Genomic DNA, 13,721 nt, shown 5'->3' with positions numbered 1-13,721 from the left:
CGTTACTGATCTTCCGCGCCTGCTCACGGGCACAATCTCTGGCATGTCGGCGCTAGCGGTGGCAAGAGGCCGACATGCTCGCAAACCATGTTCTTTTTCTCGATGGCGAGGCGCTCGTCATCGACAAGCCCGCCGGCCTTCCGGTCGACCGCCCGCGCGATGGCTCGCTCAGCCTCGAAAACCATCTCGACGGGCTGACCTTCGGGTTCAAGCGCTGGCCGGTGCCGGTGCATCGGCTCGACCGCGATACGTCAGGCTGCCTGTTGCTGTCGCGCAACCCTAAGGCGCACGCCAAGCTCCAACAGGCGTTTGAACAGGGGCTGGTGCGCAAGCGCTACCTCGCAGTGCTCGATGGCGTGGTCGAAGGCGAAAGCGGGTTGATCGACCTGGCCTTGGCCAAGGTCAGCACGATCGAGACGGGCTGGCGTATGGTCGGCGATCCGCTTGGGGCCAAGGGCAGCAAACCCTCGCGCACCGCGTGGCGGGTGCTGGAGATTAAGGACGGGCGCAGCTTCGTCGAGTTCCTTCCCGAAACCGGCCGGACGCACCAGATTCGCGTCCATGCCGCCGAAGCGTTGGGGGCTGCGGTTGTCGGTGACCCGATCTATGGCAAGGGTGAGGGGGCAACCTTGCTCCATGCCGCCGAATTGACCGTGCCGCGTGCCGGCAAGGAGCCGATCATCGCCAAGGCTCCCTTGCCGGAACGATTTGTGGCGGCTGGCTTCAGCGAGCAGTGAGCGCTCGCTGATCGGGTCGCGCGCGCCGGTTCAATAAGATGGGCGGCGGGGCCTGTCGGGCGAGGGCGTGGTGTTCTGAAGGATCGCGATCGCACTCGCGGCCTCGGCTTCGGTCGCAAAATGCACATCGAGCCAGCATCCTGTGGCAAGCGCGAACAGGCCCCATCGATCGACAAGATCGGGTTCGGGCCGCCGCCGGGCGACATATCGGATTGCGCTCTCCATACGCCCTCTAGACCGCATCCTGACAAAAATTTCAAATCTATGACAGTTGCCGATCGCGGGGCGCTCCTAAGGGGCGGCTTGAGGTTCGAGGTTCGGAGGAACGGCGAATGCCCCGTTGGTGTCCGAAACCCTCCAATTTGTCTCTTGTAATCCGCTGCCTGCTATATATCTGCACGTGCAGATAATGAAGGTGAAGCAATGGCGGTTTTCAGTGTCGAGGATTGCGCCGCGAGCCGGGCGCCGGGGCGCATGCTGCGGCGGCTCGACAAGGTGATGTCGGCGTTCGTCGAATCCAAGCTCGGCGACCATGATCTGAGCTATCAGCAATGGATTGCGTTGCGGACGGTGACCGAAGGCATTGTCGGGAATCCCGGGCAGTTGGCGCGCGAACTGGGCATCACGACCGGCGCGGCGACGCGGCTGATCGATGTGCTCGAGACGCGTGGTCTGCTTGAGCGCGACCGTGGCGACGCCGACCGCCGCGTTGTGCGGCTGGCGGTAACGCCTGCGGGCCGGGACATGGTGTTCGCGTTGCAGCCGCTCGTTGTTAATGCATGGAACGAGGTCGTCGCCGAGTATTCGCAGCAGGAAGCGGCGGAGATGGTCGCGGTGCTGGTCAAGCTGCTCGCCGCGGCGGAGCGCGTCGCGGGTGATTTGCCGCCGGTGGAGCGCGAAGCATGAAGCGCGCTGTCGGTGTGGCGTCGCTTGGCGCACTGTTGCTCGCGTCGTGCGCGGCGGTTCCCCACGATCCACCCCAGGTCGCGCAGCTCCAGCCCGCAGCGGTCGGCCTTTCGGCGCAAGGCGCGACGATTGCGCCCGATTGGTGGACCGTGTTTCATGATCCCCAACTCGATACGCTGGTGACGATGGGGCTCGCCGCCAATCCGACGCTCGACCGCGCGCTGGCGCGGGCGCGGATCGCGGAGGCGACGCTCGGCGTTCGTCGCAGCGACCAGTTGCCGCAAGTGACGGCCGACGGGCAGTCGCTCTACCAGCGCTTCCCGGAACGGTCGCTCTATCCGCCGCCTTATGCCGGAAACGCCTATCCGATCTCGTCGGTGCAGGCGAACCTGAGCTGGAATCTCGATCTTTTCGGCCGCCAGCGGGCACTGGTTACCGGTGCCCGCGCCGATGTTGCCGCAGCCGCACTGGATGCCGCTGCCGCGCGGTTGATGGTGTCGACGTCGATCGCACAGGCCTATGTCGGGCTGGCGCGGGCGGAACGGCTGATCGGTGTCGCCGACAGTTTCGTCGCAACGCGGCGCGAGGCGATGGGCTTCGTCACGTCCCGCATCCGCAACAAGCTCGCGAGTCAGTTCGAACTGCGGCAGGCGGAAACGCTGCTGGCCGAGGCCGAGCAGGCACGAACGCGGGCGGTCGCACAGCGCGAATTGCTCGTTCACGCACTGGCGGCGCTGGTCGGGCGCGGTGCCGATTTCTATCCGAAGATCGCCAGCCCCAAGCTCGCCTTTGATACGCCACCGCTGGTTCCCGAGACGCTCCCGGCCGATCTGCTCGGGCGGCGTCCGGACTTGCTCGCCGGGCAAGCGCGGATCGATTCCGCCGCAGCTGGGCGGCGGGTCGCGCGCGCGGATTTCCTGCCCAACGTCAGCATCCAGGCGCTGGCGGGGTTCGCGGCGCTGGGTCTTGGCAGTTTCTTCGATGCGGGCGCGCGGACCTATGGCGCGGGCCCGGCGATCCACGTGCCGATTTTCGAGGGCGGCAAGCTCAAGGCGCAATATCGTGGTGCCACTGCAGCGCTCGACGAAGCGGTAGCCGCTTATGACGACGCCGTGCTCGGCGCGGTGCGCGATTCGGCCGACGCCCTGACGCATGTGCGCGCGTCCGACCAGGACACCGCCGAACAGCGGCGCGTTGTGGCCGGCCTGCGCGAGACGGTACGGCTCAACCAGGTCCGCGTCTCGACGGGCCTCGGGTCGCAGCTCGACACGATCGATGCGGGCTTCCGCTTGCTTGAGGCGGAGCAGGCCTTGGTTTCGCTCCAGTCGGACGCCTTTACGCACCGTATCCAGCTTATCGCCGCGCTTGGCGGCGGTTTCCAATCCTCCCCGCCGCCTGCAGCGGCCCATGCGGACATGCCTTCATGAACGATCAGACCCCTGCCGACTGGAAGCGCCAGGCGGAAACGGCCGAACGCGTCGATCCCGTCGTCAGCCCTGCGCCGATGGCCGCCGAACCTGCGCCAACCCCAATCGATCCCGCGATCGCGCGCCGCGCACGCACGCGACGGATCGGCTTTACCGCGCTCGCGCTCGTCGTGCTGATCGGGCTGGTACTGTATGCCATCCGCATCTTCACCGCACCGGCGACCGAGGCGACCGATGATGCCTATGTCGCGGGCAACGTCGTGGCGGTCACCGCGCGGGACGGCGGCACCGTGCTGGCGCTGCACGCCGACAATACGCAATCGGTCAAGCGCGGCCAGCCGTTGATCGACCTCGACCCAGCATCGACCGGCGTGCAGATGGACGCGGCTGAGGCGGCCCTGGGGCGCGCGGTTCGCGCGGTCCGGTCGACCTATGCGCAAGTCGATGAAGCCGGGGCGGAAATCGCCCAGGCGCAAGCCGATTTGTCGCGCGCGCAAAACGACTATGCCCGCCGCCAGGGCGCGGCACGCGATGGTGCGATCTCGGGCGAGGAACTGTCGCACGCGTCCGACGCCGTGACCACCGCCCGCGCGGCGCTCGCTTTGGCCCAGGCCAAGAAAGCGCAAGCCGCGAGCACGGTTTCCGGCACCGACGTGTCCAGCAATCCGCAAGTGCTCGCCGCGATCGCCGATGTTCGCCGCGCTGCGATCGACGCCAGCCATATGAAGATCGTCGCCCCCGTCACCGGCATCGTCGCGCAGCGCACCGTCCAGCTTGGCCAGCGCGTTGCAGCGGGCACGCCGCTGATGGCGGTGGTGCCGCTCGACAGCGTGTGGGTGGACGCTAACTTCCGCGAGACACAGCTCCAGCATTTGCGCGTGGGCCAGCCGGTGACGGTCACCGCCGATGTCTATGGCAAGGGCGTCGTCTTCCACGGCAAGGTGCTCGGGCTTGGCGCGGGCAGCGGCAACGCCTTCTCGCTGCTGCCGCCGCAAAACGCGTCGGGCAACTGGATCAAGATCGTGCAGCGCGTGCCGGTGCGCATTGCGCTCGACCCGGCTGAGCTGCGCGCGCATCCGCTGCGGATCGGCCTGTCGGTCAATGCCGTGGTCGCGACGAGCAACCTGTCGGGCCCGATGGTCGCGGGCAGCGCGGCCCCGGCCGGCGGCGTGCAGCAAAGCCTTGACGGCGGCCCCGAAGTCGACGCGCAAGTGCGCCGGATCATCGCGCAGAATCTGGGCCGCGACCGGTGAGCGCCTCTGCCGGGGCGGGGGCGGCTCCGCTCCGCGGCGGGGCGCTGGCGATCACCTCGATCGCGCTGGCGCTCGGCACCTTCATGCAAGTGCTCGACGGGACGATCGCCAACGTTTCGCTGCCGACGATCGCGGGCAATCTCGGTGTCTCGACCGATAACGGGACGTGGGTGATCACCTCGTTCGCGGTCGCCAACGGCGTCACCGTCCCGCTTACCGGCTGGCTGATGCAGCGCTTCGGCGTGGTCCGCACCTTTACCGCGTCGGTCGTCTTGTTCACGATTGCCTCGCTCTTGTGCGGGCTGGCGTGGGATCTGTCTTCGCTGATCGGGTTTCGCATTCTGCAGGGCGCTGTGTCGGGTCCGATGATCCCGGGCAGCCAGGCGCTGCTGATCGCGATCTTCCCCGCCCATAAGCGCGGCACGGCACTCAGTATCTGGTCGATGACGACGCTCACCGCCCCGGTGCTCGGGCCGGTATTGGGCGGGTACATTTCGGACAATTATCACTGGGGCTGGATCTTCCTGATCAACGTTCCCGTCGGCATCGCCTGCGCGATGATTTCCTGGCGCTCGCTGTCGACGCGCGAGACGCCGACGCGCAAATTGCCGATCGACACGGTCGGGCTGATCCTGCTCGCTTTCTGGGTGTTCAGCCTGCAGACGATGCTCGATCTCGGCAAGGATCGCGACTGGTTCAACAATCCGCTGATCGTCGTGCTCACGGTGTGCGCGCTGGTCGGGTTTGTTGCCTGGGTCATCTGGGAAATCACCGATGGGAACCCGGCGGTCGATCTCAGCCTGTTCCGGCGGCGCAACTTCGCGTTTGGAACGCTGGCGCTGTGCCTTGGCTATGCGCTGTTCTTCGCCAACAACCTGCTGCTGCCGCTGTGGCTGCAGGAGCAGCTGGGCTATACCGCGACCTGGGCCGGGTTTGTCGCCGCCCCGAGCGGGATCGTCGCAGTAGTCGCGACGCCGTTCATCGGGCGGCTGAAGATCGATACGCGCTGGCTCGCGACGATGGCGTTCCTGTCCTTCGCGGGATCATACTTCCTGCGTGCGCAATACACCCCCGATGCGAGCTTCTGGACGTTGATGTTCCCCTTGCTGTTGCAGGGGCTGGCGATGAGCATGTTCTTCGTGCCGTTGATTACGCTGTCGTTCGACGGGATCCCGGGCGAGCGCGTGCCCTCGGCGAGCGGGATTTCCAACTTTGCGCGCATCACCGCGGGCAGTTTCGCGGCGTCGATCATCACGACCTATTGGGATCGCCGCGAAGCGCTGCACCAGACTCGCCTGAGCGAGGTCGGCACCGACTATTCGCCAATCTACCGGCACGCGACCGAGCAACTGCAAGCCGCGGGCATGACCCAGCAGCAGGCGGCTGGCGCGGTGATGCGCCAGATCGTCAATCAATCGTATCTGCTTTCGTCGCTGGAATTGTTCTGGATCTGCGGTTGGATGGCGCTGGTGATGATCGGCGTGATTTGGATGACGCGGCGTCCGGCACCGAGCACGCATGTGGTGGCGGTGGATTGACCGCGCTGCGCGCCCGGTCGCTGCCAGTTCAAGGGTTGAAAATGGTGCCGGCTGCAGGAATCGAACCCGCGACATCCAGTTTACAAAACTGGCGCTCTACCAACTGAGCTAAGCCGGCACGTGCGACGCTAAATGCGTCAGGATATGCCGAAGGTCCAGCCCTCCGTGCGTGCGATTTGCGGTGTCAGCGCTTGTGGATGCCAAAATTCTTGGCGTAGAGCGTTGGTGCGCAGCCAGGCCGCAGTCAAGATCGCGTCGGTGGCGTGATCGGTATAGCGGGTGAGGGGGGTGTGCGCCGCGCTGCCAAGGGTGGCCAGCGCGGTGTCGAGCGCGGCCGGGTCGCGCAATTTGCTAAGGCCCTTGCGTACCCCAGCCGCGCGGGCGGCGATGGTGGTGTAGATTTCGACCACGCACGCGCCCGTCTGCGGTGCCGGATCGAACGGCCACACCGGCACGTCGGTCCCCAGATGGTGGAGCAGCCGCATGCCCGCAAAGCTCGCTTTGGCGACCTGCGCCGCGCCGATTGCATCGTAAACGGTCGAGGGCTTGCCGAAGCCGGCGGCATTGTGGTGCGCTTCGCAGCGGCGGAAGTGGAGGAAATCGGCCTTGGTCCCGTCGCGCGCGCCGAGATAGAAATGCGTGCCGCGCCGCGCTTCGAGGAAGGAGGCTGCCCCGAGATCGGCGTCGGGCGCGTGCGCGTCGACATAGGACCAGAAGGCGCGGGCCGTGGTCGGCGTGTCCTCGCCCGGCAGATACACCCCGCGCAGCACATAAGGTGGTGCGAAACTGAAGTCGAAGCCGACCAGCAAGGGTGTCTCCGCCTGATCGTGCAACCAGTGCAGGATGTCGGCGCGCGACCAGATCCCACGCGGCGGGGAGACGAGGGTAGGGGCGGCGGTGCCGGTTTCACACAGCGCCAGCGCGATGCCGGGGTGGCGCGCGCCTTTGGCCCCCGACCAGTCGATCGCGGCGAAGCGCGTGAAATGCGTCGGGCTCACGCTTTCTTGCGGGGCTTGCTGGCCTTGCGCGCGGCCGCCTGGTCGCGGGCACGGGTGACCATGTCCTGCACCCGATCCGGATCGCTAGTGTCATAGCGGACCAGCACCGCGGGCCAGCCTTCATAATGCGGCGTCTGCCAGAAGGTGGCAGGGTCGGTTTCGAGCAGGACTTCCTTGGTATCCGAGTCGATCGAGAGCACGAACGAATCGGCCTCGCGGCCTATCGAGACGAACGCCCGCCCGTTCGAGGCGACCTTGATCGCCGCGCCGCCATAATGCGTCCCGGCCACGGTGTCGGGCAGCGTCAGCGCAAAGGCGGCGAGTGACTCCCAGTCCTTCATTCGTCCCCCTTCAGGCTGGCCCACCACGCCATGCGTTCGGCGATGCGCTTTTCCATCCCGCGCTCGGTCGGCACATAGAAGGTCTGCGGTGCCATTTCGGCCGGCCAGTAATTCGCGCCCGAAAAGCCCTCCGCCGTGTCATGATCATAGGCATAGCCCTTGCCATAGCCGATGTCCTTCATCAGCTTGGTCGGCGCGTTGAGGATATTCTCGGGCGGCATCAGCGATCCCGTCTCGCGCGCGGATTTCCAGGCGGCCTTTTGCGCCTTGTACGCCGCGTTCGATTTGGGCGCGGTGGCGAGATACAGGCACGCCTGCGCGATCGCCAGTTCGCCCTCGGGGCTGCCGAGGAAATCATAGGCATCTTTGGCGGCGAGGCACTGCGTCAGCGCATTGGAATCGGCAAGGCCGATATCCTCCACCGCCATGCGCACCATGCGGCGCAGCAGATACAGCGGTTCCTCGCCTGCGGTGAGCATCCGCGCGAGATAATAAAGCGCGGCTTGCGGGTCCGATCCGCGCACCGCTTTGTGCAGCGCGGAGATGAGGTTGTAATGCCCCTCGCGGTCCTTGTCGTACACCGCGACGCGACGCTGCAGGAACGCGGAGAGTCCGGCGGGGTCGAGCGGCTCGGGCAGGTGGACCGCGAACAGCGTCTCGGCCTGGTTGAGCAGGAAGCGCCCGTCGCCATCGGCGCTGGCGATCATCGCATCGCGCGCCGCTGGCGTGAGCGGCAGCGGACGTTCCTCAACCTGCTCGGCGCGGTCGAGCAATTTGCCGAGCGCGGCGTGGTCGAGCCGGTGCAGGATCAGCACCTGCGCGCGGCTGAGCACGGCGGCGTTCAATTCGAAGGACGGGTTCTCGGTGGTCGCGCCGACCAGCGTGACCGTGCCGTCCTCGACATAGGGCAGGAAACCGTCCTGCTGCGCGCGGTTGAAACGGTGGATTTCGTCCACGAAGAGCAAGGTGCGCTTGCCCATGCGGGCATGGTCGCGCGCCTCGGCAAAGGCTTTCTTGAGGTCGGCGACGCCCGAGAACACCGCTGAAATCGCCATGAAGCGCAAGCCCACCGCATCGGCGAGCAGCCGCGCGATCGTGGTCTTGCCGGTGCCGGGCGGCCCCCACAAGATCATCGACGACAGCCGCCCCGCCGCGACCATCCGCCCGATTGCGCCCTCGGGACCGGTGATGTGATCCTGCCCCACCACCTCGGCGAGCGTCGTCGGGCGCAGCCGGTCGGCGAGCGGCGCGGTGGCGCTCGGCTGGTCGGCGGCGGGCGGATCGAAGGTCGCGAACAGATCGGGCATCATTTTCCTCGGGCGGGTGCCGCCAAGATAGGGTTTCCCCAAAAAAATGCACGGACCCCTTGCACTGATGCAATCAAGATATATCTTAGTGCCATCGTGTTATAGAAAGGAACGATATGTTTGTATTTGTAGAACGCGGCGGTCGCGGAGACCGTGGCTGTCATCCAGGCCGTAAAGGCATGGCGATGGGCGGGCGCTTTGGTGGCGGCTTTGGCGGCGGGTTCGGGCGTGGCCATGGTCACGGGCACGGCCGGGGCGACGGTGAGGGGCGTGGTGGCCCGCGCGGTCGGCGTATGTTCGACGGCGGCGAATTGCGGCTGGTGCTGCTCAAGCTGATCGCCGATGAGCCGCGCCACGGCTATGACCTGATCCGCTCGATCGAGGAGTTGACCGGCGGTGCCTATGCGCCGAGCCCGGGGGTCGTCTATCCCACGCTCACGTTGCTCGACGACATGGACCTGATCGAGGCGCGGCAGGCCGAAGGGGCCAAGAAGCTGTTCGCGGTCACCGAAACCGGCACCGCGCATCTCGCGGAGAATGCGGAACAGGTCGAGGCGCTGTTTGCGCGTCTTGCCGAGGTCGGCGCTGAACGCGCGCGGACCGACAGCGCCTCGGTGCGCCGCGCGATGGGCAATTTGCGCGAGGTGTTGATCCACAAGCTGCGCGGCGAAGACGTGGCGCAGGAAACCCTGCACGAAGTCGTCGCGCTGATCGACGAAGCCGCGCAGAAGATCGAGCGGCTGTAAGCATGAGCCGGCTTCAGCTCCTCCGCCGTCGCCTCGCAAATGCCGCGGCTGCGGCAGGGGCTGAACCTCCCCTTCGGAGACGTGATATGACCCTGAGCACAACCGCACGCGTGCCGACCGCGCATGCGAGCAAGTACCTTCAGCAGACCTGCAAGCATTGGGAGCACACTCTGGCGGTGGTCTTCACCCCGGAGCACGGCACGATCGTGTTCCCAAAGGATGCGCGCGGGGCCAATTTCCCGGGCGATGCCACCGTCACCTTCGATGCCGAACCCGATGCTCTATTGGTTCGGATCGACGCTAGCGCCGTCGAACAGCTCGAAGCGTTGCAAGGCGCGGTCGCGCGCCATGTCGATCGCTTCGCCTTTCGCGAGGCACCGCTCGCTTATGAGTGGCGCTGAACGCGCGCGTCATGCGGCGCGGCGGGCGAGCACCTTCAAATAGGTGTCGAGCACCGTCTGGTTGATGCGTTCCCACTGATAGGTCGCGGCTTCGGCATGACCGGCGGCTCCGGCGGTGCTGCGAAAGCCATGGTCTTCGCAGAAGCGCTGTAAGGCGTCGGCATAGCCTTCGATGTCGGTCGGCGGCACGATCAACCCGGTCACGCCGTCGGCGATCAGGCCGACGGCACCACTGGCGCGCGCGGCGACGACGGGCACGCCCGCAGCCATGGCCTCAAGCGTCACATTGCCGAAGGTCTCGGTCACGCTGGGATTGAAAAACACGTCCATCGACGCGACCGCCTTGCCCAGATCATCGCCGGTCAGATAGCCCGCGAACACCGCATCGGGCACTTCCTGCGCGAACCAGTCGCGTGCCGGGCCTTCGCCAATCACCAGCGTCTTGTGCTTGACGCCGCGCGCCTTGAGCGTGCGGAGCGCTGCGGCGAAGACGTCCAGCCCCTTTTCTTTGACCAAGCGCCCCAGAAAGCCGACCGCAACCTCGTCATCGCCGATGCCGAGGCCGCGCCGCCAGGCGAGGTCGCGCTGCGCGGGGTTGAAGCGATCGTGGTTCACCCCGCGCGACCAGCGCGTCACCGAGGTGGGCACCCCCCATTCGCGCAAAATCTCGCCCATCACCTGGCTGGGTGCGAGCACTTCATCGACGCGGCTGTAGAAGCGCTTTTGAATGCCGATCATCGGCGGCACCAGAAACCCCAAGCCGTAATAGCTCATATAGGTCTCGAACCGCGTATGGTACGAAGCGACCCGGGCGATGTTATGCTTTTCGGCATAATTAAGCGCTTTGTGCCCCAGGCGGTCCGGAGCCGAAACGTGGATCATGTTGGGGGCGAACGCATCGAGATCGCGCCGCACGCGATTGCCCATGCCGCGCGTCAGCTTGTATTCGCCGCGCAGCGGGATCTTGATCGATGGCGCGCTGACCAGGTCGCCGGTCGGCGGGAATGCTGGGGTGCGGCTTGTCGGTGCATAGATTCGCACCTTCACGCCGCGACTAAGCAGATAGCCGACCAAGAGGTTGAGGGTCTGGTTGGCACCATCACGGGTATAGTTATAATTGCCGCTGAACAGGGCTACGCGGAGATCGGACGCTTCCATCGTGCCGGGCCATAGCGAAGCTATCGCCGGATGACTATCTCTCGCGTCAAAGGAGTTTTTGCGCCGATGACCGACCTTTCCGCCTTTCCGATCACACAACGCTGGCCCGCCGCCCATCCTGACCGGCTGCAACTCTATTCGCTGCCGACGCCCAATGGCGTGAAAGTGTCGATCATGCTGGAAGAGACCGGGCTCGCGTACGAGCCGCATCTGGTCGATTTCGCCACGGACGATCAGCACAGCCCCGCCTTCGAATCGCTCAACCCCAATGGCAAGATCCCCGCGATCCTCGATCCCGATGGGCCCGGCGGCAAGCCGCTCGCTTTGTTCGAATCGGGCGCGATCCTGCTGTATCTCGCCGAAAAGACCGGCAAGTTCCTGCCCAGCGATCCCGCCGCGCGCTGGCAGGCGATCCAATGGGTGATGTTCCAGATGGGCGGCGTCGGCCCGATGTTCGGCCAGGTCGGCTTCTTCGTGAAGTTTGCTGGCAAGGACTTTGAGGATAAGCGCCCACGCGACCGCTATGTCGCCGAAGCCAAGCGCATCCTCGGCGTGATGGACGGCGTGCTCGCGGGCAAGAGCTGGTTCCTGGGCGAGGATTACACCATCGCCGATATCTCGATGCTTGGCTGGGTGAACGGTCTGGTCGGCTTTTACGGCGCGGGCGAGTTGGTCGGTTTCGACCAGTTCACGCACGTAAAGGCATGGCTCGAACGCGGCCTCGCACGGCCAGCGGTGCAGCGCGGTCTGGCGATCCCGGCGCGGGGGTAGTCAGGCCGGCGGCGCGTCCGAAAAGCCTTCATACCACACGGCAATGGAGTTGCTGTGGGCAAGCCACGGCGCGGGCGCGGTCTCCTGGACCGCGTCCCCGTGCTGGTGCCACCCGCCGAGCGAGCAGTGAATGATTGCCTTCACCCGCGCGGTGCCATGCTGTGCCATGTCCAGCGCGGTCACGATGCCGATATGGCCATCATGCGTCCGGCCATCGGTGCCGGTATAATCGGGATAGACCAAAAAGCTGCCGACCACCGGTTCGGCCAAGGCATGAAAATACCCCGTTGGGGATAGGCCATCGGCGTGGATCGCGGTGGTCTCGAACCAGCCGCCATTGATCTTCTTGTAGAGAGGGTGGTTGACGATGCGCGATTGCGGTGGAACCGATGGGAAGCGGATGCTCCAGTAGACAAAGCCACTGCAATCGAGCTTGCCATTGGGAGGAATTGTCGCGGCCGCAAAGGACGGCATCACCCCTGGGCTCTTATATTCGGTCTTCTTGCCAAGCCCGCTGCGTGCGCGTGTAATCGCCGTTGCTGAATCCATGGTGCTTCCCCCTGGTCCCCGCGCGGGTCGTACTCGACGGTCAGCCCGCGCGACTCGCCCGCTAACAAGGCGGCGTCCCAATTGCGTGAAAAGTGCGTGCGTCGGGCGCGCACACGTCACGGCTCCACTGAAATTTGTTCCCCTCTCGTTCCGTTGTTGCTACATCGCAGCGCATGGCAAAACCCCAGAAGCGCTATGTCTGTCAGTCCTGTGGATCGGTGTCGCACCGCTGGCAGGGGCAATGCGCCGATTGCGGGGAATGGAACACGCTGGTCGAGGAAGCGCCCACGACCGTCACCCCGTTCCAGGCAAAGCATAATCTGCAGGGCGGCGGGCGCGCCTTTCAGCTCGTCAGCCTCGATGCCGAGATCACGCTGCCCGACCGGCTCGCCACCGGCATTGCCGAGCTCGACCGCGCGCTCGGCGGCGGCTTCGTCGAAGGATCGGCGACGCTGATCGGCGGCGATCCCGGCATTGGCAAATCGACGCTGCTGCTGCAGGCGGCGGCGAAGATGGCGCTGGCCGGGCTGCCGGTGGCGTATGTCTCGGGTGAGGAAGCCGCCGATCAGGTGCGCTTGCGCGCGCGGCGGCTGGGCCTCGGCCATGCGCCGGTGATGCTGGCGGCGGCGTCCTCGACGCGCGACATTCTCACCACGCTCGGCCAGGCAACGCCCCCCGCCTTGCTGGTGATCGATTCGATCCAGACGATGCACAGCGATTTGATCGAAGGCGCGCCGGGCACCGTCAGCCAGGTGCGCGCCTCGGCGCAGGAATTGATCCGCTTCGCCAAGGAACGCGGCACCGCCGTGGTACTGGTCGGCCATGTCACCAAGGATGGCAGCATCGCAGGCCCGCGCGTGCTCGAACATATGGTCGATACCGTGCTGAGCTTTGAAGGCGAGCGCAGCCACCAATATCGCATCCTGCGCGCGATCAAGAACCGCTTTGGCGGCACCGACGAGATCGGCGTGTTCGCAATGGTGGCGGAAGGCTTGGCCGAAGTCTCCAACCCCAGTGCCTTGTTCCTGACGCAGCGCGAGGAAGGCATGACCGGAACCACGGTGTTCCCCGCGCTGGAGGGCACACGACCCGTGCTGGTCGAAATCCAGGCGCTGGTCGTGCGCTTGGCGAGCGGCGCGACGCCGAGGCGCGCGGTGGTCGGTTGGGACAGCGGGCGCCTTGCCATGGTGCTGGCGGTGCTGGAGGCACGCTGCGGGCTCAGTTTCTCCTCGAGCGAAGTCTATCTCAACATTGCAGGCGGATACCGCGTGCAGGACCCGGCCGCCGATCTTGCAGTCGCGGCGGCGCTCATCTCCGCGCTGTCGGAACGCCCGGTGCCCGCCGATGCGGTGGTGTTCGGCGAACTGGCCTTGTCCGGCGAAATCCGCCCGGTGGCCCACGGCCCGTTGCGCTTGAAGGAGGCGGGCAAGCTTGGGTTCGAAAGGGCGCTGCTGCCTGCGGCGGTGACCGACGACAAGAGTGGGTTGAAGCTGAGCGGCTTTGGCACGCTGGCGAGCTTCGTGGAGCATATGCTGGGGCGGTGAGGGGGCGTTGCACCCTCCCACAAACCTTCCACTCGTGGAGCGTGA

15 protein-coding genes and 1 tRNA gene are annotated in these 13,721 nt (G+C 65.9%); 9 read left to right on the top strand and 7 right to left on the bottom strand.

Annotated elements, in window-relative coordinates; all coding sequences use genetic code 11:
• Positions 1-74: 74 nt before the first annotated feature.
• Positions 75-737 carry an RluA family pseudouridine synthase gene (locus H4W01_RS11295; protein ID WP_209611053.1) on the top strand — a complete coding sequence of 221 codons (663 nt, stop codon included), beginning with the start codon at positions 75-77 and terminating at the stop codon, positions 735-737.
• Positions 738-767: 30 nt separating this feature from the next.
• Here H4W01_RS11295 and H4W01_RS11290 read toward each other — a convergent pair whose 3' ends face one another.
• Positions 768-962, bottom strand: a complete 195-nt coding sequence (locus tag H4W01_RS11290; protein WP_209611052.1) for a hypothetical protein — start codon at positions 960-962, stop codon at positions 768-770.
• Positions 963-1,211: 249 nt separating this feature from the next.
• Here H4W01_RS11290 and H4W01_RS11285 point away from each other — a divergent pair, with 249 nt between their 5' ends.
• From H4W01_RS11285 to H4W01_RS11270, 4 genes are read left to right on the top strand one after another with little or no spacing between them, the layout of a single operon-like run.
• Positions 1,212-1,643: a MarR family winged helix-turn-helix transcriptional regulator gene (locus H4W01_RS11285; protein WP_334685242.1), complete on the top strand. Its 432-nt coding sequence runs from the start codon at positions 1,212-1,214 to the stop codon at positions 1,641-1,643.
• A complete protein-coding gene (locus tag H4W01_RS11280) occupies positions 1,640-3,070 on the top strand; it encodes an efflux transporter outer membrane subunit (protein WP_209611051.1) in 1,431 nt (476 codons plus the stop codon). The genes H4W01_RS11285 and H4W01_RS11280 overlap by 4 nt, the downstream gene beginning before the upstream one ends.
• Positions 3,067-4,323, top strand: coding sequence for an HlyD family secretion protein (locus H4W01_RS11275; RefSeq protein WP_209611050.1), 1,257 nt, complete (start codon positions 3,067-3,069; stop codon positions 4,321-4,323). The genes H4W01_RS11280 and H4W01_RS11275 overlap by 4 nt, the downstream gene beginning before the upstream one ends.
• Entirely contained in the window at positions 4,320-5,861 is a 1,542-nt protein-coding gene (locus H4W01_RS11270; protein WP_209611049.1) for a DHA2 family efflux MFS transporter permease subunit, read from the top strand. Before H4W01_RS11275 ends, H4W01_RS11270 begins: the two co-directional genes overlap by 4 nt.
• Before the next feature lie 42 nt (positions 5,862-5,903).
• On the opposite strand, the gene H4W01_RS11265 is transcribed toward H4W01_RS11270, so the two are convergent.
• The 4 genes from H4W01_RS11265 to H4W01_RS11250 form a co-directional block, all read right to left on the bottom strand.
• A tRNA-Thr gene (locus H4W01_RS11265) sits at positions 5,904-5,979 on the bottom strand.
• A gap of 19 nt (positions 5,980-5,998) precedes the next feature.
• The gene (locus tag H4W01_RS11260; protein ID WP_209611048.1) at positions 5,999-6,859 is read right to left on the bottom strand and encodes a hypothetical protein; all 861 of its coding nucleotides are present in this window, start codon (positions 6,857-6,859) and stop codon (positions 5,999-6,001) included.
• On the bottom strand, positions 6,856-7,200 hold the full coding sequence (locus H4W01_RS11255; RefSeq protein WP_209611047.1) for an MmcQ/YjbR family DNA-binding protein: 345 nt from the start codon (positions 7,198-7,200) through the stop codon (positions 6,856-6,858). Before H4W01_RS11255 ends, H4W01_RS11260 begins: the two co-directional genes overlap by 4 nt.
• On the bottom strand, positions 7,197-8,507 hold the full coding sequence (locus H4W01_RS11250; RefSeq protein WP_209611046.1) for a replication-associated recombination protein A: 1,311 nt from the start codon (positions 8,505-8,507) through the stop codon (positions 7,197-7,199). Before H4W01_RS11250 ends, H4W01_RS11255 begins: the two co-directional genes overlap by 4 nt.
• A gap of 179 nt (positions 8,508-8,686) precedes the next feature.
• Here H4W01_RS11250 and H4W01_RS11245 point away from each other — a divergent pair, with 179 nt between their 5' ends.
• Entirely contained in the window at positions 8,687-9,253 is a 567-nt protein-coding gene (locus H4W01_RS11245; RefSeq protein ID WP_209613338.1) for a PadR family transcriptional regulator, read from the top strand.
• An 86-nt stretch (positions 9,254-9,339) separates the two neighbouring features.
• On the top strand, positions 9,340-9,654 hold the full coding sequence (locus H4W01_RS11240) for a DUF2218 domain-containing protein (RefSeq protein ID WP_209611045.1): 315 nt from the start codon (positions 9,340-9,342) through the stop codon (positions 9,652-9,654).
• 9 nt (positions 9,655-9,663) lie between these two features.
• Here H4W01_RS11240 and H4W01_RS11235 read toward each other — a convergent pair whose 3' ends face one another.
• Positions 9,664-10,812, bottom strand: a complete 1,149-nt coding sequence (locus tag H4W01_RS11235; protein ID WP_209611044.1) for a glycosyltransferase family 4 protein — start codon at positions 10,810-10,812, stop codon at positions 9,664-9,666.
• Positions 10,813-10,878: 66 nt separating this feature from the next.
• On the opposite strand from H4W01_RS11235, the gene H4W01_RS11230 reads away from it, so the two are divergent.
• Entirely contained in the window at positions 10,879-11,583 is a 705-nt protein-coding gene (locus tag H4W01_RS11230; protein WP_209611043.1) for a glutathione S-transferase N-terminal domain-containing protein, read from the top strand.
• Here the strand turns inward: H4W01_RS11230 and H4W01_RS11225 are convergent, their stop codons facing one another.
• Entirely contained in the window at positions 11,584-12,132 is a 549-nt protein-coding gene (locus tag H4W01_RS11225; protein WP_209611042.1) for a hypothetical protein, read from the bottom strand. It lies immediately after the preceding gene.
• A gap of 173 nt (positions 12,133-12,305) precedes the next feature.
• Between H4W01_RS11225 and radA the strand changes: the two genes are divergently transcribed.
• Entirely contained in the window at positions 12,306-13,676 is a 1,371-nt protein-coding gene (radA, locus tag H4W01_RS11220) for a DNA repair protein RadA (RefSeq protein WP_209611041.1), read from the top strand.
• The last annotated feature ends 45 nt before the right edge of the window (positions 13,677-13,721 follow it).

Origin of the sequence: Sphingomonas sp. PL20 (genome assembly GCF_017875905.1) — a bacterium.
Classification (GTDB): Bacteria; Pseudomonadota; Alphaproteobacteria; order Sphingomonadales; family Sphingomonadaceae; genus Sphingomonas; species Sphingomonas echinoides.
The sequence above is the reverse complement of the archived record's forward strand: the minus strand, read 5'-3'. Positions and strand labels throughout refer to the sequence as shown.

Coding starts and splice junctions, on each gene's coding strand:
- H4W01_RS11230 (WP_209611043.1), top strand. CDS start 10,879: ATGACCGACCTTTCCGCCTTTCCGATCACACAACGCTGGCCCGCCGCC.
- H4W01_RS11250 (WP_209611046.1), bottom strand. CDS start 8,507: ATGCCCGATCTGTTCGCGACCTTCGATCCGCCCGCCGCCGACCAGCCG.
- radA (WP_209611041.1), top strand. CDS start 12,306: ATGGCAAAACCCCAGAAGCGCTATGTCTGTCAGTCCTGTGGATCGGTG.
- H4W01_RS11235 (WP_209611044.1), bottom strand. CDS start 10,812: ATGGAAGCGTCCGATCTCCGCGTAGCCCTGTTCAGCGGCAATTATAAC.
- H4W01_RS11240 (WP_209611045.1), top strand. CDS start 9,340: ATGACCCTGAGCACAACCGCACGCGTGCCGACCGCGCATGCGAGCAAG.
- H4W01_RS11290 (WP_209611052.1), bottom strand. CDS start 962: ATGGAGAGCGCAATCCGATATGTCGCCCGGCGGCGGCCCGAACCCGAT.
- H4W01_RS11255 (WP_209611047.1), bottom strand. CDS start 7,200: ATGAAGGACTGGGAGTCACTCGCCGCCTTTGCGCTGACGCTGCCCGAC.
- H4W01_RS11245 (WP_209613338.1), top strand. CDS start 8,687: ATGGCGATGGGCGGGCGCTTTGGTGGCGGCTTTGGCGGCGGGTTCGGG.
- H4W01_RS11285 (WP_334685242.1), top strand. CDS start 1,212: ATGCTGCGGCGGCTCGACAAGGTGATGTCGGCGTTCGTCGAATCCAAG.
- H4W01_RS11295 (WP_209611053.1), top strand. CDS start 75: ATGCTCGCAAACCATGTTCTTTTTCTCGATGGCGAGGCGCTCGTCATC.
- H4W01_RS11225 (WP_209611042.1), bottom strand. CDS start 12,132: ATGGATTCAGCAACGGCGATTACACGCGCACGCAGCGGGCTTGGCAAG.
- H4W01_RS11275 (WP_209611050.1), top strand. CDS start 3,067: ATGAACGATCAGACCCCTGCCGACTGGAAGCGCCAGGCGGAAACGGCC.
- H4W01_RS11280 (WP_209611051.1), top strand. CDS start 1,640: ATGAAGCGCGCTGTCGGTGTGGCGTCGCTTGGCGCACTGTTGCTCGCG.